This is a genomic window from Luteolibacter flavescens (genome assembly GCF_025950085.1).
Lineage (GTDB): Bacteria > Verrucomicrobiota > Verrucomicrobiia > Verrucomicrobiales > Akkermansiaceae > Haloferula > Haloferula flavescens.
In genome coordinates, this window is sequence record NZ_JAPDDS010000003.1 from 354,258 (window position 1) to 372,402 (window position 18,145).

Below are 18,145 nucleotides of genomic sequence, written 5' to 3' on the forward strand. Positions count from 1 at the left end.
GCCGCGGCATCTTGCCGCGAGCCCTTCTAGGCGCTCGAGGCTTGCGGCAGGATGCCGCAGCCACTTTTCCCATCACGCCACACGCCTCCAGCATGCTTGATGTAGAAAATCTCCACGTCTCCTATGGGGCGATTAAGGCATTGCACGGCGTCTCATTGAAGGTGCCTCAGGGAAGTATTGTGACGTTGATTGGCGCGAACGGCGCTGGCAAGTCCACCACTCTGCGGGCGCTGTCCGGACTGGTGAAAGTTGCTTCCGGGAAGATCCGCTACGAGGGTCAAGAAATTGCGAACCTTCCCGCTCACAAGATCGTCTCGCGCAGCCTCTGCCACGTGCCGGAGGGCCGCATGGTCTTCGCGAATCTCACGGTGAAAGAGAACCTCGCGATGGGGGCCTACCTCCAGCGCGACAAGGCGTGGATCGCAAAGCAGACCGAGTACGTCTTCCACCTCTTCCCCCGCCTGAAGGAGCGCGAGAACCAGCCCGCGGGCACGATGTCCGGCGGCGAGCAGCAGATGCTGGCCATCGGCCGTGCGCTGCTGAGCAATCCGAAGTTCCTGATGCTCGACGAGCCATCGCTCGGCATCGCGCCGCTGCTTGTGAAGTCGATCTTCGAGCGGATCGTGGAGATCAACCGCGAGCAGGGGCTCACCATCCTGCTCGTCGAGCAGAATGCGAATCTGGCGCTGGATGTTTCCAGCTACGGCTATGTGCTTGAGACCGGGAAGATCCTGCTGGAAGGTCCGTCTGCCGAGCTGAAGGCCGACCCCAAGGTTCAAGAGGCCTATCTCGGTGCCTGAGGAGTGCGGGAGACCGTCCCGTAAATCCATGTCGACGAGACGTCGGCAATCCTCACCATTCCCTCGAACCCATGAAAATCTTCACTGACCTCAGCACCTCGCCGGAACTCCTGGAGTATCTCCGCGAAGGGATCGCCCCTCACGAACTGCTGCTGCCCGCGCAAAGCGGTGCCTCCGTGCTCGCCGACGTGCCGACCGATCCCCTGATGCAGGAGGCGGACATCGTGCTCGGCCAGCCGCGCGTGGATGCCGTGCTTTCCTCGCCAAAGCTGAAGTGGCTGCAGGTCAGCACCGCGGGCTACACTCGCTACGATACCGCCGACTTCCGTGCAGCCGTGAAGGAAAAGGGTGTCCCGGTTTCCAACAGTTCGCATGTTTATGACGATGCCTGCGCGGAACACGTGATCGCCTTCATGCTGGCAAATGCCCGCCAGCTTCCGCGCAACCTGAAGTCACGATGCGCGAATGGCTCCGCCGAGTGGAATGGCCTGCGCCGGGACTGCAAGCTACTGCAGGAGCAATCCCTGCTCATCGTCGGCTACGGCGCGATCGCGGAGCGTGTGATCGAGCTGCTGCAGCCCTTCCGCATGAGCATCACCGCGATGCGCCGCACGGTTCGTGGCGACGAGAAGGTGAAGATCGTCACTCCAGACGAAGTTTCCGCCGCCCTCGCGGAAGCCGACCACGTCATCAACATCCTGCCCGACAACGCGGAGTCGCTGCATTGGTTCAATGCCGCCCGGTTCGCCCAGATGAAGCCGGGAGCGATCTACTACAATATCGGCCGCGGCACCACGACCCAGCAGGACGACCTCGCCGCGACCCTCAAGTCCGGCCACCTCGGTGCCGCCTGGCTCGACGTCACCGACCCGGAGCCACTGCCCGACGACCACGTGCTGTGGACCTGTGAGACCTGTCACATCACGCCGCACACCGCGGGCGGGCAATACGACGAGGCACGCGTGCTGATCCGCCATTTCATCGAGAATCTCCGCCGCTTCGAGAAGGGCGAGAAGCTTGTGAACCGGATCATGTAAGCCCGGGCCGGAAGGTCGGTTGACGGGATGCATCCGCACGGGAGTAGTGAAAGCCTGCTTTCCCTGACGCGGAATCGTGTCCATGATGATGGAAACTTTCCCTCCTCGTCATGCCGACCTTTTCCGTCCACAAGTCCATTCGCATCGCGGCTCCGGCGCAGCAGGTCTATGACCTGATCCGCGATTTCAAAAGCTGGCCCGCGTGGTCGCCGTGGCTGCTCGCGGAGCCGGGAGCAAAGCTCGCCTACTCCGATGACGGGCGCGGCTACACGTGGGACGGCAGCATCACCGGCAGCGGCGAGATGGAGATCACCGGCGGCGACCCGCCGTGGTCCATCCACCACCGGCTCACATTTCTCAAGCCGTGGAAGTCCGTGAACCAGGTGGCATTCCACCTTTCCGAGCACGATCACGAGACCGACGTGGAGTGGACCATGGAGGGCTCCCTGCCGTGGTTCATGTGGTGGATGCGCCCGATGATGACAGCCTGGATCGGCTCGGACTACGGGCGCGGGCTGAAGATGCTGAAGGATCTGGTGGAGACCGGCACGGTGCCATCAAGGCTGGATTTCCCCGGCATCGAGGAGGTGAAGGGCTTCCGCTACGTGGGAGTGAGGTCCACCACGCCCACGGCGGAGATCAGCACGTCCATCAGCCGCGACATGGGAAAGCTGATGGCATGGCTGGAGGCGAGCAGGAACACACCCTCCGGCCCGCCATTCACGATCACGCACAAGTGGGATCCGGTGAAAGGAGTGGCGGACTACACGATCGGATTCCCCCTCACCAGGGACGTCCAGATACCCACGGATTTCGTTCGCGGGGAGATCCCGTCCTGCCGCGCGTATGTCGTGAAGCACACCGGCCCGTATCGTCACCTCGGCAATGCATGGGCCGCCGGGATGATGCATGGCCGCGCGAAGAAATTCACTACGGACAAGAAGGTGCCGCTCTTCGAAATCTACGACAACGACCCCACCGTCACCCCGGAGGCAGACCTCGTGACCCGGGTGCATCTGCCCGCGAAGTAATCGTGGCAGGACTCCCTCCGTAGCATGACTCTCTTCGTAGCGAAACGACTGCGTCGTTTCGGCTGGGCAAAGCCACGAACCCACGAAGCCCCTCCCGATCACCCATCCCACCAGCCCCGCCACAAAATCATCCTTGCCCGCCCTGCCCCGCCGCCTCATCCCGACGCATGCAGTTTTCGGCGGTGCTGTTCGATTTCGATGGAGTGCTCGTGGACACCGAGTGGGCGATCTACGAGGCCTGGCACCGCACCTTTCTGAGTAACGGCCATCCGCTCCCGCTGGAGACCTACACGCAGTGCATCGGCTCGGACTTCGACACGTGGTCACCGAAGGTTCACCTGGAAGAACTCACCGGCCGCAGCTTTGACTGGCACCAGCTCGACGCCGACCGGCAGGTGGAGATCCGCCGCGACCTGGAGCAGGCAGGCCCCATGCCCGGGGTGGTGGCACTGCTGGAAAAGCTCACCGCGGAGGGCGTGCCGCTCGCCGTGGTGTCCAGCTCTTCCCACCAGTGGGTGGATGGCTGGCTGGAGAAGCTGCAGCTCATGCCCTACTTCCGCCACGTCGTCTGCCGCGGCGATGCCCCGCGCATCAAGCCCGCGCCGGACCTCTGGCTGGAGGCGGTGAAGCGCCTCGGCATCCCCGCCGGCGAATGCCTCGCCATCGAGGACTCGCTGAATGGCGTGAAGTCCGCCAAGGCCGCCGGGCTGAACGTGTGGGCCGTGCCGAACCGCACCACCGCGTGCCTGGATTTCTCGCTGGCCGACCGCATCGTCGGCACGCTGGAAATGCTCTGAGGAGTGCCGACGTTCCGTCGATACGTCCGCACCGGTCTCACATCTCCGGCCGCACCGGGATGCCGCGCTCGGCGAAGTAGCTCTTCGCCTCGCCCACGGTGTGCTTGCCGAAGTGGAAGATGCTCGCGGCCAGCACGGCATCGGCCTTCCCCTTTTCCAGCACCTCCACCATGTGATCGAGATTTCCGGCGCCGCCGCTCGCGATGACCGGGATGCCGACGCTTTCTGAAATCGCCGCCGTGAGCTCGCAATCGTAGCCGGCCTGGGTGCCGTCGGCGTCCATGCTGGTCAGCAGGATCTCCCCTGCCCCGCGGCGCCAGACCTCCTTCGCCCACTCCACGGCATCCAGCCCCACGGCTGTGCGACCGCCGTGCGTGTAGACGCCCCACTTGCCGGGGCCCTCGCGCTTCGCATCGATCGCCACGACGATGCACTGACTGCCGAATGCCTTCGCCCCGGCATCGACGAGCCCGGGATCCTTCACCGCGGAAGTATTGATGCCCACCTTGTCGGCTCCTGCCAAAAGCATCTCGCGCATGTTTTCCACCGAGCGGATGCCTCCGCCCACCGTCAGCGGGATGAAGCAATGGGCCGCCGTGCGCCGGACCACGTCCACCATCGTCGCGCGGTTGTCGGATGATGCCGTGATGTCGAGGAAGACGAGTTCGTCCGCCTGCTGGGCATTGTAGGCCATGGCGCACTCGACCGGATCACCGGCATCGACGAGATCGACGAAATTGACGCCTTTGACCACACGACCGTCGGTGACGTCGAGGCAGGGAATGATGCGTTTGGCGAGCACGGCGGTCACAAAAGTGGCTGCGGCATCCTGCCGCAAGCCCTCATATCGCACAAAGTCCCATTCTCACGGCGTCAGGGGACTTGCCAGCGCCGGGAGCGGGATTAAAAACCCGCGCGTGACCTACGACTTCGACGTCCCCATCACCCGTCAGGGAACCGGCTGCATCAAGTTCGACCGCCGGCCGGAACTCGATCCCTTCTGGGTGGCGGACATGGATTTCACGTCCGCACCGGAAATCATCGAGGCGCTGCACGCGCGGATCAATCACGGGGTCTTCGGCTACGCGCAGGCACATGCCGGGGTGAACGAGGCGATTGACCTCTACCTTGAAAACCAGCGCGGCGTGACCGTCCCGGGCGAGCAGATCGTCCATCTCGGCGGCCTCGTGCCCGCCCTTTCGCTGGCCGGCCGCGCCTTTTGCCAGGCGGGCGAGGCGCTGATGACCTGCACGCCGGTCTATCCGCCATTCATCGGCGTCCATCACGACGGCGTGGCGAAGCTCATCACCGTCGATCACGTCCTCGTGAACGAACGCTACGAATTTGACTGGGATGCGATGGAGGCCGCAGTGACGCCCGAGACGAAGGTCTTCCTGCTCTGCAATCCACAGAACCCGCTCGGCCGCGTCTTCACCCGTGAGGAGGTGGAGCAGCTCGCCCGCTTCTGCGTGAAGCACGATCTGGTGCTGGTCTCCGATGAGATCCACTGCGACCTGGTGCTGGATGCGGAGAAAACGCCGCATTTCTCCGCGCTGGAGCTTTCCGAGGACCTGCGCCAGCGGACGATCACGCTGCTTTCCCCGAGCAAGACCTGGAACATCGCCGGCCTAGGCTATGCCTTCGCGGTGATCCCGGACGACTCGATCCGCCGCCGCTTCAGCGCGCAGCGGGGCCACACCCTCTCGGAAATCAATGCCCTCTCCTACTACGCCGCCGAGGCCGCCTACCGCCACGGCGAGCCATGGCGCCAGCAGCTCCTCGCTTACCTGCGGGGGAACCGGGCCGCGCTGGACGCCTTCGTCGCCGAGCGCATGCCAAAGCTGAAGGTGATCCCCGGCGAGGCGACCTACCTCGCGTGGATCGATGCCCGGGGCATGGGCGTCGAGAATCCGGCGCAGTATTTCGAGAAGAACGCCGGACTTTTCCTCTCGGATGGCGCATTCTTCGGCTGGCCGGGCTGGATCCGCTTCAATTTCGGCACCACCCGCGAGCACATGCTGGCCGGTCTCGAGAAAATGGCGGCGGTGCTCTGAGTCGCGCTGCGGGGACCTCACGCCGTGCAACTTGCGCAGCGGAATGACTTCCGCGGTCCCAGTGAACCATTGCCAGCCCGCGCTTCATCCCTACACTGCCACCCATGCGCCACGTCCTGCTAGCCCTATTCGCGCTGATTTCATTCGCCTCCGCCGAACACGTCATCGTGACCGGCGGCCCCGCCCTGCGGGAGTGGGAAAACCTCCGCGTGGAGCGCGACCAGCATGACCGCTGGTGGGCGAATTTCGTCCGCGCCTCGACGCTGCGCATGGTGGAGATCCGCAAGGCCTACGGCGAAAACGCACCGATCATCTGGATCGTCTATCGCCCGGGCTACCAGGACCGCGGCAAGGAAGACGGCAAGCCCTACACCACCTGGATATCCGACCTCGCGCGGAAGCGGAGCGTCTCGCTGGTGTGGATCGAGAGCGGTCAGGAGCTGATCTCCTCGCTGAATGGCCGCCCGCGCGGCGCGGTGCAGACCTTCGACTACTTCGGCCACTCGAATCGCCACTGCTTCATGCTGGACTACGGCAGCCACATCATGGCCGCCTGCACCGCCTGGCTGCACGAGCGCGACCTGGGAAAAATCCGCGGCAGCATCTTCGCCAAGGACGCCTACTGCAAAAGCTGGGGCTGCCACACCGGCGAGAGCATGAGCAAGGTCTGGAAGAGCGCCACCGGCGTGAAGATGGAAGGCGCGCGCGGCAAGACGGACTACACCGTGGTCGGCCAGGGCCTGCTCCCGATCGGCGAAGGCTGGGTGCGCTAGATTCACCTCACATCCCGAGCGAATGAACCGCCGTCGATTCCTTGCAGGCACCGGCCTGTCCGCTGCGACCGCTTCCCTGGCGGCCGCACAGGACGCGGACGAGGTGGTTTTCCATCACGACAAGGTGGAGCCCCGTTGGGAATTCACTGCCAAGTGCATCCAGTCCACCGAGGGAAAGATGCCCGACATCCAGCTTCACGTGAAGCTGATCAAGGAACACCCCGACTACCGGTGGAACGATCGAATCAAGGAATTCCGCCTCGTCTGGGAGGGACAGCCGGTGGAAATCGCCGACCGTTTCTGGAACGACCTCACCGGCCTCTGGATCGACGTTTATCCGGATAAGGAAATTGCCAAGGTGCCGGAGGATTCGCGTTGGGAGTTCGACAAGCACCTTGCGGAGCTTCACCAGCCGAAACTGGTCCTATCCCAAGACAAGGGCACCGTCCTCATCGAGTGGAGCATCCCCCAGGAATGCGACGGTCGCTCCACCATCCGATGGATCATCTCAAAAAAAGGCACCGTGCTTCGCCATCGCGACACGCCGTTCCACGAGTGCTGAACCATCTTCCAATCGACTTTCACCCATGCTTCTCGCCGAACTCCAGCGCCTCCATTCCCTGCCATTCTTCGAACTCCTCCAGCAGGCCCGTGCCGTGCATGAGGCGAATTGGCCGGAGAATGACGTGCAGCTCTGCACGCTGCTTTCCATCAAGACCGGCGGCTGCTCGGAGGATTGCTCCTACTGTGCCCAGTCCGCGCGCTACAATTCCGGCGTCGAGATCGAGCGCCTGATGAGCAAGGAGACCATCATGGAGCGCGCGAAGGCCGCTCGGGACACGGGATCGACCCGCTTCTGCATGGGCGCCGCATGGCGCGGCGTGCGCGGCGGGACGCAGCGCTTCGAGCAAGTGCTGGATATCGTCCGCGACGTCTCCACCCTCGGCATGGAGGTCTGCGTGACCCTCGGCGAGCTGGGCCCGGAGGAGGCGAAGGCGCTGAAGGAAGCGGGCGTCACCGCCTACAATCACAATCTCGACACCTCCCGGGAGCACTACCCGAACATCGTGACGACCCACACCTACGACGACCGCCTGCGGACCATCCGCAATGCGCAGGACGCCGGCATGTCGGTCTGCTGCGGCGGCATCCTGGGACTCGGCGAGTCCACGGAGGATCGCCTGAAGATGCTGGAGGTGATTTCCGAATTCAACCCGCAGCCGGAGAGCGTGCCGATCAACTCGCTGATGCCGATGCCCGGCACGCCGCTGGCCGACAGCCAGTCGATCGACGCCTTCGACGTGGTCCGCATGATCGCCGTGACGCGCATCGCGGTGCCGAAGGCAAAGGTCCGCCTTTCCGCAGGCCGCACGCGCATGTCCGACGAGACGCAGGCACTCTGCTACTTCGCCGGGGCGAACTCGATCTTCTACGGGGACAAGCTGCTGACCGCGAAAAATCCGGCCATCGAGGCGGACCGCAAGCTGCTGTCCAAGCTCGGACTCGGCACGCTGGCTCCGAATCCGGCACTGGCGGCACCGACCGCTGAGGAAGATCGCCCGCTCAGCCCGGCGTGCTGCGGCTGCGATTGATTGACTGACTTGACGGCTGGGATGGGAGGGCTATGTGAGCGCTCCCATCAGTGGAGTCGCGAGCGAGGAGTTGGCTTCATCTGGCGGCTCCGCAGAGGCTTCCGGCAGGATGCCAGAGCCACGGAAGAGAAAACCCCGCGCCGTTTCCGGAGCGGGGTTTTGCAAAAAGGATGCCTGACGGGATCGATCAACCGATCAGCGCCTCGTAGCCGGCGGCGTCGAGGAGCGCTTCGACCTGGGCGGCGTTCTTGACCTTCAGCTTGAAGATCCAGCCCTTGCCGTAGGGGTCGGTGTTGACGAGCGAAGGATCGGCTTCCACGGCGTCGTTCACTTCCACCACCTCACCGGAGATCGGCGCGTAGATGTCGCTGGCGGCCTTCACGGACTCGACCACGGCGGTCGGGTCGCCCACATCGACGGTCTTGCCGACCGGCGGGAGTTCGACGAACACCACGTCGGTGAGTTCTTCCTGGGCGTGGTCGGAGATGCCGACGGTGGCGATGTCGCCTTCGAGAAGCACCCACTCGTGGGAGCTGTTGTAGCGGAGGTTTTGCGGAACGTTCATCGGGTGTTGCTAGCTTATGCTTTCGCGGTGGCGGGCTTGTAAAACGGTTTCTTCACGACCTTGGCCGGGAACTTGCGGCCGCGGACATCGACGAAAAGCTCGGTGCCCAGCTTCGACAGCGCGGCGGGGACGTAGGCCATGGCGATGCCCTGCCCCAGCGAGGGGGAAAGCACGCCGGAGGAAAGCTCGGAGATCACATTCCCCGCGGCATCTTCCAGCGGGTAGTGCGAGCGCGGCGGCGCGCCCTTGTCCGTGTAGGCCAGCGCGACGAGCTTCTCGGCAGGGCCCTCGGCCTTTTGCTTCGCGAGGGTCTCGCGACCGATGAAGTCGCCCTTTTCCAGATCCACGAAGAAGCCGAGACCCGCCTCGATCGGAGTGCGCTGCGGCGAGAGGTCCGAGCCATTCAGCGGGTAGCACATCTCCAGGCGCAGGGAGTCGCGGGCACCGAGGCCGCAGGCCTTTGCCCCGCACTCGATGAACTTCTCGAACCAGGCCTCGCCTTCGCCGGCGGGGCAGAAGAACTCGAAACCATCCTCACCCGTGTAGCCGGTGCGGCAGACGACGGCCTCGCCGCCCTCCACCGGGAAGCGCACGATGCCATTCCGCGGCGGCAGCGTCTGGCCCGGACATGCCTTTGCAAATGCGGCGGCGGACTCGGGACCCTGCACGGCCATGCCAGCCCAGAGCGGGCTTTCATTGCGCAGCGTCACGTCACCCGTAAGGTGCTTCGCCATCCAGGCGAAGTCCTCCTCGATCATCGAGGCATTCACCACGAGGAAGAAGTCATTCTCGCCGGTGCGATAGACGATGAGGTCGTCGATCACGCCACCGGCTTCATTCAGCAGGAAGGAATACTGGCCCTGGCCATCGCCGAGCTTGGCCACGTTGTTCGCCAGCATCTTGTTCAGCCACTCGAGCGCGCCGGCACCGCCGACGATGAACTGGCCCATGTGGGAGATGTCGAAGATCCCCGCGGCACCGCGCACCGCGCCGTGCTCGTCCATGATGGAGGTGTATTGGACGGGCATGTTCCACCCCGCGAAGGGCACCATGCGGGCGCCGAGGCGGACGTGCAGTTTTTCCAAGGGCGTGCTCTGGATGGTGCTCACAGGCATGGAGCGTGAAAAGACCGCCCGGAGGTGTCAAATCACCGGCAGGAAACGCGCGGACTTTTGACCGATTCGGTCAATTTGGGCGCTTGCCGCGCGGGAGTCAGCGCTTCCTCAAATCCTCCGCGAGGTGGAAGAGACAGAGATTGACCATCGGGGCTGGCAGGAAGAGCAGGGTCTCGCCCTTTGCCTCCAGATCGATGACGATGCGCTTTTCGCTCTTCCGGAGATCATGGACATGGCACCTGGCACCACCGGTTCTCGGTTCGAGAAAGTCCGAGGTGCTGTTCATGGGCAAGTCCCGCCGGTTCCATTTCCGCGTGGGGACGGCGGGGTCGTTCTTGTTCTCGGACTTCGCCTGCAGCGCCACCACCTGATTCGCCTGATCGACGACGATGAACATGCGGTTGTATGCTCCGCTGCGGATGTCGTACTCGAAAATTCCCATGCCAGGTGGGAAGCCCGGAGCGACAGCGGGCCGACGTGATGCGGGGCCGGGGCGTTCCACCAGCAGGGCGAGCGCCTTTTCCACGGGCATGAGATACGGGATGGTTATTTCCGGTCCGCCTTCATACCATGCAGGTCCCTTGTAAATGATGGCATCGGGATGGGTATCCGTGTCTTCCTTCGCCGTGCCGTAGTGGGAAAGCACGCTCTGGAGGTCTTCCATCACGCGGCTCTTGCCACCTTGCGCCTGTGCGAGGGTCGATGCCTTGCCGCGGACGATGCCCTTTGGCGGGGCATCCACAGATGAGGTCCATTTCGCCACATAGTCCTTGTCTGCCTGAACGAGATCGGCGGTCTTCACCGTGACCTCGCGGCCATTCGCCATGCGGATGACGATGCTGGATTTGTCGGCCGTCTTGCTGACCAATGTGCCGGGATTCCCCTTCCCTGTCTTCGCGACGGTCCAGACACGGGAGGGTTCGGTTTTCGGGGTCTGCGGCGTTTGACCGGAGGAAACACCGCCGAGCAAGAGGGCGAAACCCGAGATCAAGGGGAGGATCGATTTCACGTCCATCCGCTAACCTCACGCCGACCGGAACGGAAGCCGGAAGTTATCACGACAATAAAGCAACCCCAGGACTACAGATATTTGAGACAAGAACCGTGGCGATAGAGGTTCGCCGCGGGATGAGCATACGGGAACAAAGATTACCTCACCGCTTGCCCGCCCTCGGCTCGTAAGTCTTCTGCAGGGTATCGAGCACCTCGCTGAGGTGGTCGGTGCGCTTCGGGCGCGGGCGGAGTTCCAGCTCCTTCTTCAGGCGCATGTAGTCGTCGAATTCACCGCTGAGGTCGCGGGCGCGCGAGATCTCGAAGAAATCGAGGTAGTCACGGGCGTGGGTGGCGCGCTGCGAGCGGACCAACCGCTGCTCGGAGAGATCCGCCAGGCGCGTCTCCACCTTGCTGTCCTTCCCCGCCGCCACGTCGCGGAGGATCTGTTGATACTCCTGAATGATGGGCCGGTAGGAAGGGAAGCAGCGGTAGGAAAGCCGGACGAGTCCGTCCTCGGCGGGGCGCACGGCCTCGATGCGATCCGCCTCTTCCAGCGCGATGATTTCCCGCCAGGTGTCCAGCCCGAGGTCGAGGGCATTCCCCTCCGGGTCGCGGGTGTGGAATTGCAGGGCAGTCTCCAGTTCGCGCTCGGTCTCCAGTACCGGCAGCACTTCGGAGAGCTTCGGCTGCACCAGCCTGGCGAGGGTGAGCGCCCACCACTTGGCGAGGCTGCGCTCGGAGAGATTCAGATCCGGGAAATGCTTGCGCAGGAGCACCGGCATCTCCCCGGAAAAGCGCGCCGCTTCCCCCGCGAAATTCTTGAACGCGTCCTTGCCCTGCGGCTGCTCCAGCAGCGCCATCACCAGTGCGCCGGAGAGCGCGCGGAAGGTCAGCCGCGAGGCACTGTCGAGCTGCTGGAAACTGCGGTCTCCCAACTCGAACAGCTCATCCATGGTGAAGCCGCCCCCGCGCCGGAAGACACCTTCGTAAAGACGACGGTCCGCCTGACCCATCTTCCACTTCCGGGCCTCGACCAGTCCCTCGACAAGCCACGGACGGACGACCAGCGGCTCATCGTCCTCCGGCTTCGCGGTCCTCAGCGAGCGCTCATAGAGGAGCACGGTGAATGCGGCGCGTTCCAACTGCTCTTGGTCGATGCCCGGGTCAGCATGAATGCGGATGATGAGCGAAAGCTGGCCCTCTGCGCTGACGAGGCCGTATTCGACGGGCCGGGCGGCGGACGGCTTGTCCTGATCCGGCTCCACGATTTCCACCGTGACCGGCACCTTGAAGGAATCCGTGTCCTTCGCGCCGGGATCCACGAATTGTCCGCGCCGTCCCTCCGCCCCGGCTGCCGGCGTGGACTTCTCGCGCAGCAGGTCGAGGAATTGCTCCCGCACCTGCTCCAGCGCGAGCGCGATGGACGAGCGCTTCAGCGGGTCCTTTCCCAGCACGCGGAACATGCCCGACTGGCTGATCGCGGCCTCCATGCCCTTCGGTCGCGGGACATTTCCGCCGGGCACCACCGGCACGGGCTGATCGGCCTCAGCCGGAGCCACGGCCTCCGCCTCATCCACCGGGATCGCCGTGGGCGGGGGCAGAGGCGGCAGCGGTGGTGGCACCTCCTCCTGGCCGCAGAGCACCGCGCAGGAGAGCAGGCTGAGACTGACGGCACGGGCGGCGACCATGGCAGGATGAGGCTTGAGCGGACTTCAGAAGGATTCGCCGGGAAGCATCGACGAGCCTCCGTCGGCACGGGGATCGAGGACGAGCTTGCCCTTTTCCATACGGATGCGCGACATCTCCTCGAAGGCGAGGTGGATCTCCCGCTCGTAAACCTTTGCGAGCTTCTCGAACTGCGGCATCGCCAGCAGCAGGAAACCCTGGGGCACGACAAGCTTTCCAAAGCGACCGCCCTTCTTCAGGCGCTCGTCGAGAAACTTCACATTTGGCGCGAAGGAACCGCCGTCACGGGACAGGCCGGTGAGCGTCTTCCCATGGACGTCGATGTGCTGCTCGATGCGCACATACATGGAGAGCGTGACCGGCTGACCGAAGACCTTGCGCTCCGTGATGATCTCGGCGCGGCCGTCTTCCAGCCGCACGCTCACGCCATCCAGCGAGACCTGCGATCCGGCGAATCCGCCCTGCTTCGACACGAGGGTCTGGCGGATGTACTGGTTGATCTCCTCCTCGCCGAGGGTGAGCGGGTAGTTGCGGTCCAGCGAGTTCTTCAGCACGGCACGCAGGTCGCGGACCTTTGGCGTGGAGGCGGTGGGAGTGGCGCGGCCCTTGATATCGGTCAGGTCCTGCGCCTGGGTCATGAAATAGACCGCCGTGCCGAGGCCCGCCATGGTGACGAATGACACCAGGGCCATGAGCCTCTCTAGGCAACTGCCCTTGTGCTTCGTCTTCGGGAGCGGTGCTTTCTCATCGGCCATGCGTCGAGCGGTAGCAGACGCTTCCCGGTTTGGGAAGGGCTCTCACTCGGAGCTCTTCGACGGGGCGGGTGCGGGAGCCGCAGCCGGGGCCGCCGGAGTGGAGCTTTCGGCCGGTTTCGAGGCGGCGGAGTCGCTCTTTGCCCCGGCCTGGTAGGAGCTGGAGCGGTAGTCGGTCTGGTAGAAGCCCGCGCCCTTGAAAAGCAGTCCGGCCCCGGTGCCGAGGAGTCGCTTCACCTTTCCGGAGCAGCTTTCCAGCGGGCAATCCTGGAGCTTCGCGTCATTCATGCTCTGGAAGACTTCGAAGCGGTGGCCGCAGGTCTCGCAGACGTAGTCGTAGTTCGGCATGGGGCGGCACCCTTATCATGCCGGGCCCGGGGTGCAAGCCCGGCGGAACCAAGTGCCCGGTGAGCCGCAAAAGCGCGGCATTCCGCGCATACCCGGGAAGAAATCCTTTCCCTGCCCCTCATTTCCTACGGGAATCCCGCACCCCGCCCGACTGCGAAGCCGCCTCCCCGGTCCTTGACCCGCAGCGGCTTTCACAGTTTATAATCCGCCCCACCAAATCACCATCATGAGAGCCTGCGTCGCCACATCAGCACTACTTCTCCCCTTCCTCGCCACCTCCTGCATGGACCTCTCCAGCATGCGCGGCGAGTCCCACTACATGTCCGGCTACACGCAGAAGCGGGAGCATGACTGGAAATCCAGCCCGCTGCCCGACGACGTGTCCTACTGGGATGGCGACCACCTGACTGGCCCGGCCTCGATCCGGATCAATCTGACGCAGCAGAAGGCATTCTTCTACAAGGGCGGGCAGCTCGCGGGCGTCTCGAAAATCTCCACCGGCAAGGAAGGCCGCGGCACCCCCTCCGGCACCTACAAGGTGACGATGAAAAACAAGTGGCACCGCTCCTCCAGCTACGGCGTATTCAAGGAAAAGGGTACGAACCGCGTGGTGGATGACGACGCCGAGGCGCACAACGAGCCGGTGCCTCCGGGCTGCTACTACGAGGGTGCTCCGATGTTCAACTACCTGAACTTCGCCCCGGCGATCGGCATGCACACCGGCTACCTGCCGGGCTACGCGGCCTCGCACGGCTGCGTGCGCATGCCGGACCAGATGGCGGTGAAATTCTTCGAAAACGCCCCGCTCGGCACCCCGGTGACCGTCGAGCGATGAGCGAGGCCACCCTGCCCGACCCGGCGACGGGCATCGAGGTCACACCGGCACAGGTCTCGGACCTACTGCCGGCGGTCCGCCGTGGGGAAATCGCGCTCGTCGATTGCCGCGAGGACGACGAGTGGCGCATCTGCCGCATCGAGGGGGCGCTGCTGGTGCCCCTGTCCCGCTTCGCCGAAGCCACGCCGCCGGAGATCCCGGTGATCGTTTATTGCCACCACGGCATGCGCTCCCTGCGGGCTGCGACTTACTGGCGGCAGCGCGGGGCCGAGGCGTGGTCGATGAGCGGCGGGATCGACCAATGGTCTGCGGAGATCGATCCCTCGGTGCCGGTGTATTGAAGCAAATCCCGCCTCTCCACCATCCGTCATGCGAGCCGTCATCCAGCGCGTGTCCTCCGCCTCCGTCACCATTGATGGCGAGGCCGTATCGTCCATCGGCACCGGCCTGCTGATCCTCCTCGGCATTGAGGATGGCGACGGTGAGGAAGACATCGCGTGGTTGGCAGCGAAGATCGCGAAGATGCGGATCTTCCCCGACGAGGCCGGGCTGATGAATCTCGCGGTCACGGACTGCGGTGCCGAGGCGATCGTCGTCAGTCAGTTCACTCTCCACGCCTCGACCAAGAAGGGCAACCGCCCCTCCTTCATCCGCGCCGCCCGGCCGGAAATCTCCGAGCCGCTCTTCGAACGCTTTTGCACCGTGCTCGGCACCGAACTCGGAAAGCCGGTGGGCAAGGGCCGCTTCGGCGCCGACATGAAGGTCGCCCTCGTGAACGACGGCCCGGTCACCATCGTAATGGACACGAAGGACCGCGAGTGACCCCTGGGAGCGTGCAGCCACTGGTCAGCCGAAGCAATAGGGCGGCAGCGATCAGATGACGGTCTCTGCACAGGTTTCCAGCAAGTTCTCCCGCTACTTCACCGGCTCACGATGCACCACCGCCTTCAGCGGGCGGCGCGGTTGGACGCCATCGGCACGGTAGATCACGATGAGGCTTCTTTCCCCGGGATTCTGGAAAATCGAACCGGAGTGGAAGCGCTGGAGATCGCCGGATGTGGTGACCGCTCCGAGCTGAAACTCGGTGTCCTTTCCGATGGGCATGGCCCGCTGGTAGGACTTGCCCGCCTCCAGCTTGATCCTCTCGCCACCGAAGACAACGCCCACGGCCACGGGCGAGATATTCACGATGCGGACCCGACCGGCAGGCGCAGCCTCGGGGGCATCCGAGAGGACGAGCGAGCGCGCTTTTCCCCAATCGCCCTTCGTCGCGTCGCGCCAGAGGAGGACAAGGAAGTCACCGGTCTCCGGGCGATTCACGCGCAGCCATGGCTCGGCATCGGCGGCGTCATTCCCCTGGCGGATGAGCATCGGGCCTTCGCCACCGGGAGCGGCCAGCGGCTCGGTGACGCGACCTAGCAACAGCGGCACGGCATCCGTCTTTTCTTCCCCGAAGCCCACGGCTACCTGCCGCGGTGGAATGCTGCCAGCGGGCGGCTCAAGCTCATACGCCACGCCGTCCCGGATCTCCTGGCGAAAGGGCGGCAGATCGCCAACGGGCAGGAAGCGCACCTGACGCCCTGCGGGTGCCTTCGCCTTCTCCTCCGCAGGCTGCGGGGTCGGCTGCTGCGCAAGACTTGGCAAGACACACGCGAGTGCGAGGAGTCCGGCGAAAACGGGGGACTTCATGGGATCATGTCTATCAGATCTCCTCCGGTGAAAGCCAGCGGAAGGATGCGATGACGAAACGGCGGCCGAAGTCCCCGGGCTGGCCCGCGTTCTTCGGATCAAGACCGGATTCATCCGCCACCACCGGCTCGGGAATTCGCTGCACGGTGGCCTCGCACCAAGCGCGCGCCTGCACCTGCCCCGACTCATCCACGGAGTCACCATAGGCGCGGATGACGAAGCTGTCCGAGCGGGCGGTGAGCGCGGGGCCGATGACCTGGAGCACGTCTGCCTGTGTGAGATAGCTGGGCGCGCCCCATGCCTTCGATGCCGGCTTCAGCGTCTGCTCCAGCCGGGTCGCGTCGCGGAGATTGTCCGGATGGTGGTAGTCGGGCAGCGAGTGATGATTGTCCAGCGGGTAGGCCTCCACGTGCGCGGCATTCAGCCCGGCACTCTCGATGGCCGCCTGCAGCGGGCCCATGCGCCCGGTCTCGTCTTCAGCGAGGCGGCGATTCACGAAGTCGGCGAGCGAGATGAAGGGCCCGCGGAGCTTCACCTGATGGACGATTGCCTCGGCGAGCTTGCCGATTTCCTCATCGCTCAGCTCGCGGTAGCCGGACCATGCCTTGTCATCCCAAGCCTCGTCGCCGGTCTTCCACGCGCCGCCGGGAGCATCCAGCACCCGGGGAAATGGCGTGCCGCCGGTGCCATAGCCGGTGAGCTTTGACGAGGCGAGCAGCGCCTTCCACGCCTCGACGCGCGTTGAGTTCACATTGAAGGCTCCATCCACCATGAGCTGCGACGCCGAGCGGTGGAAATCGGTGAGGCTGGAAAAATCCGGCGGTGTCCCGGCGACAGGACGCAGCCGTGAATTCGGCAGCGGGTTCGCCAGCGGATCATCGCGGAATTTCAGCTTCTCCTGCGCCGTGCCGCTGGAGAGGTAGAAGCGGTCCCACAGCGTCTGATTCGCCTCGAAGGATAGGTCATAGACAAGGTTGTCGGTCTCGGGCGTCTCGCCGAGAATGGCACGCGCTGTGGCGGCCCAGTCGCCTTTGTCTTTCCCGCGCTGCGAGTCATTCGACCAGCCGATGTCATCCTCATGGAAGCCGCCGTAGGCAGCACTCGCTTGATCGCTGGCGGCGGCCGCGGTTCGATTCAGTCCGGCATTCTCGCCGGTGCCGAGACGCGGGTCCGCGAGTGAATTCGCCAGCGCGAACGAAGGATGCCACACCAGCTCGGAGATCTTCGCGTGCTGGAATTGCGCGAGCGAAACCACGCCGGTCTCGTGACGCGGCAGATCGAAAAGAATGTAGCGCTCCGCACCCTCCTGGGGCGGGCCGAAAGGGTTCCCGTGGTAGCGTCCATTTCGCGGCACGGGTGCCTGCTCGTCCCAACTCACCGCCTGATCGTAAAGATCCCGCGTGTATGCGCCGAAGAACCACGGGCCGCCACCGCTGCCAGTGGCAGGCAAGCTGCCCGCGACATTCTCCCATGGCGAACGCACGATGTAACTTGCGCGCGGATTGAAATTCGCCAGCACTGCATCGTCGAAATGCGGGGTAGCCGCCAACGGACCGGAGCCGATTCGATTCGACGGATGCTCCGTGAACCAACGAAGTCGGATACCTTCGCGCGTGCGGACATTCGGCACCACGGTCGGCTTCGGGTTCAGCCGGTCAAGGAGCTGGATTGGCATCTTCTCGAAGTTGTTCCAAGCAATCCGCGGTTCCCGCCCAGCACCGAATTGCAAGGAAGCGGAGAGGACGGAGAGTTGAGGGAGCGCATCAAAGCGAGAGAACGTTACTTTATCCGTCGACGTTCCCAAGCTCTTGAAAATGACTCGAGTGTCGTCGCCCTGATTCTCGATTCCACTGCGCCCAGCTTGAGACCAGTAAGGAGTTGGAGCGTACCAGAAAGCGGTAATCACATATGGAAACCCCCCATTATTATCAGAGTCAGATATATAATAGCATCGAGACGAATCCGGAGCAACCTCGCAACTCAGCTCATTCCCAGCCAGATTATAATCCTGCCTATTATTATACAAAGTGAGGCAATCATATTCCGCGCATTTCGCTGGAGAGAAAACGAGACATTCC

Annotated in this window: 20 protein-coding genes; 11 read left to right on the top strand and 9 right to left on the bottom strand. The window is 64.0% G+C overall.

Features of this window, described 5'->3' with window-relative positions; translation table 11 throughout:
- Positions 1 to 92: 92 nt before the first annotated feature.
- From OKA04_RS07330 to OKA04_RS07345, 4 genes are all read left to right on the top strand, one after another.
- On the top strand, positions 93 to 800 hold the full coding sequence (locus OKA04_RS07330; RefSeq protein WP_264500495.1) for an ABC transporter ATP-binding protein: 708 nt from the start codon (positions 93 to 95) through the stop codon (positions 798 to 800).
- Between the two features lie 71 nt (positions 801 to 871).
- Complete coding sequence (locus OKA04_RS07335) at positions 872 to 1,837, top strand: D-2-hydroxyacid dehydrogenase (RefSeq protein ID WP_264500496.1); 966 nt, start codon at positions 872 to 874, stop codon at positions 1,835 to 1,837.
- A 110-nt stretch (positions 1,838 to 1,947) separates the two neighbouring features.
- Complete coding sequence (locus tag OKA04_RS07340) at positions 1,948 to 2,868, top strand: SRPBCC family protein (RefSeq protein ID WP_264500497.1); 921 nt, start codon at positions 1,948 to 1,950, stop codon at positions 2,866 to 2,868.
- A 167-nt stretch (positions 2,869 to 3,035) separates the two neighbouring features.
- The gene (locus tag OKA04_RS07345; protein ID WP_264500498.1) at positions 3,036 to 3,665 is read left to right on the top strand and encodes an HAD family hydrolase; all 630 of its coding nucleotides are present in this window, start codon (positions 3,036 to 3,038) and stop codon (positions 3,663 to 3,665) included.
- 37 nt (positions 3,666 to 3,702) lie between these two features.
- Here the strand turns inward: OKA04_RS07345 and hisF are convergent, their stop codons facing one another.
- Positions 3,703 to 4,467, bottom strand: a complete 765-nt coding sequence (hisF, locus tag OKA04_RS07350) for an imidazole glycerol phosphate synthase subunit HisF (protein WP_264500630.1) — start codon at positions 4,465 to 4,467, stop codon at positions 3,703 to 3,705.
- Positions 4,468 to 4,582: 115 nt separating this feature from the next.
- Here hisF and OKA04_RS07355 point away from each other — a divergent pair, with 115 nt between their 5' ends.
- The 4 genes from OKA04_RS07355 (at position 4,583) to bioB (ending at position 8,084) form a co-directional block, all read left to right on the top strand.
- A complete protein-coding gene (locus OKA04_RS07355; RefSeq protein ID WP_264500499.1) occupies positions 4,583 to 5,719 on the top strand; it encodes a MalY/PatB family protein in 1,137 nt (378 codons plus the stop codon).
- 104 nt (positions 5,720 to 5,823) lie between these two features.
- Positions 5,824 to 6,492, top strand: coding sequence for a hypothetical protein (locus tag OKA04_RS07360; protein ID WP_264500500.1), 669 nt, complete (start codon positions 5,824 to 5,826; stop codon positions 6,490 to 6,492).
- 22 nt (positions 6,493 to 6,514) lie between these two features.
- Positions 6,515 to 7,054 carry a hypothetical protein gene (locus tag OKA04_RS07365; RefSeq protein ID WP_264500501.1) on the top strand — a complete coding sequence of 180 codons (540 nt, stop codon included), beginning with the start codon at positions 6,515 to 6,517 and terminating at the stop codon, positions 7,052 to 7,054.
- Between the two features lie 25 nt (positions 7,055 to 7,079).
- Entirely contained in the window at positions 7,080 to 8,084 is a 1,005-nt protein-coding gene (gene bioB / locus OKA04_RS07370; RefSeq protein ID WP_264500502.1) for a biotin synthase BioB, read from the top strand.
- A 187-nt stretch (positions 8,085 to 8,271) separates the two neighbouring features.
- On the opposite strand, the gene gcvH is transcribed toward bioB, so the two are convergent.
- From gcvH to OKA04_RS07400, 6 genes are all read right to left on the bottom strand, one after another.
- The gene (gene gcvH, locus OKA04_RS07375; RefSeq protein WP_264500503.1) at positions 8,272 to 8,649 is read right to left on the bottom strand and encodes a glycine cleavage system protein GcvH; all 378 of its coding nucleotides are present in this window, start codon (positions 8,647 to 8,649) and stop codon (positions 8,272 to 8,274) included.
- Between the two features lie 14 nt (positions 8,650 to 8,663).
- On the bottom strand, positions 8,664 to 9,764 hold the full coding sequence (gcvT, locus tag OKA04_RS07380) for a glycine cleavage system aminomethyltransferase GcvT (RefSeq protein WP_264500504.1): 1,101 nt from the start codon (positions 9,762 to 9,764) through the stop codon (positions 8,664 to 8,666).
- A 97-nt stretch (positions 9,765 to 9,861) separates the two neighbouring features.
- Positions 9,862 to 10,773 (bottom strand): hypothetical protein, encoded by a 912-nt coding sequence (locus tag OKA04_RS07385; protein ID WP_264500505.1) that lies wholly within the window; start codon positions 10,771 to 10,773, stop codon positions 9,862 to 9,864.
- 145 nt (positions 10,774 to 10,918) lie between these two features.
- Positions 10,919 to 12,445: a hypothetical protein gene (locus OKA04_RS07390; RefSeq protein WP_264500506.1), complete on the bottom strand. Its 1,527-nt coding sequence runs from the start codon at positions 12,443 to 12,445 to the stop codon at positions 10,919 to 10,921.
- 24 nt (positions 12,446 to 12,469) lie between these two features.
- The gene (locus tag OKA04_RS07395; protein WP_264500507.1) at positions 12,470 to 13,198 is read right to left on the bottom strand and encodes a hypothetical protein; all 729 of its coding nucleotides are present in this window, start codon (positions 13,196 to 13,198) and stop codon (positions 12,470 to 12,472) included.
- A 42-nt stretch (positions 13,199 to 13,240) separates the two neighbouring features.
- Positions 13,241 to 13,543 (bottom strand): FmdB family zinc ribbon protein, encoded by a 303-nt coding sequence (locus OKA04_RS07400; RefSeq protein ID WP_264500508.1) that lies wholly within the window; start codon positions 13,541 to 13,543, stop codon positions 13,241 to 13,243.
- 226 nt (positions 13,544 to 13,769) lie between these two features.
- On the opposite strand from OKA04_RS07400, the gene OKA04_RS07405 reads away from it, so the two are divergent.
- From OKA04_RS07405 to dtd, 3 genes are read left to right on the top strand one after another with little or no spacing between them, the layout of a single operon-like run.
- Positions 13,770 to 14,378, top strand: coding sequence for a L,D-transpeptidase family protein (locus OKA04_RS07405; RefSeq protein WP_264500509.1), 609 nt, complete (start codon positions 13,770 to 13,772; stop codon positions 14,376 to 14,378).
- Positions 14,375 to 14,719: a rhodanese-like domain-containing protein gene (locus tag OKA04_RS07410; RefSeq protein WP_264500510.1), complete on the top strand. Its 345-nt coding sequence runs from the start codon at positions 14,375 to 14,377 to the stop codon at positions 14,717 to 14,719. Before OKA04_RS07405 ends, OKA04_RS07410 begins: the two co-directional genes overlap by 4 nt.
- A gap of 28 nt (positions 14,720 to 14,747) precedes the next feature.
- Positions 14,748 to 15,200 (top strand): D-aminoacyl-tRNA deacylase, encoded by a 453-nt coding sequence (gene dtd, locus OKA04_RS07415; RefSeq protein ID WP_264500511.1) that lies wholly within the window; start codon positions 14,748 to 14,750, stop codon positions 15,198 to 15,200.
- 93 nt (positions 15,201 to 15,293) lie between these two features.
- On the opposite strand, the gene OKA04_RS07420 is transcribed toward dtd, so the two are convergent.
- Both OKA04_RS07420 and OKA04_RS07425 read right to left on the bottom strand, forming a co-directional pair.
- Positions 15,294 to 16,067 (bottom strand): hypothetical protein, encoded by a 774-nt coding sequence (locus OKA04_RS07420; RefSeq protein WP_264500512.1) that lies wholly within the window; start codon positions 16,065 to 16,067, stop codon positions 15,294 to 15,296.
- 13 nt (positions 16,068 to 16,080) lie between these two features.
- On the bottom strand, positions 16,081 to 17,742 hold the full coding sequence (locus OKA04_RS07425) for a hypothetical protein (protein ID WP_264500513.1): 1,662 nt from the start codon (positions 17,740 to 17,742) through the stop codon (positions 16,081 to 16,083).
- Positions 17,743 to 18,145 lie beyond the last annotated feature (403 nt).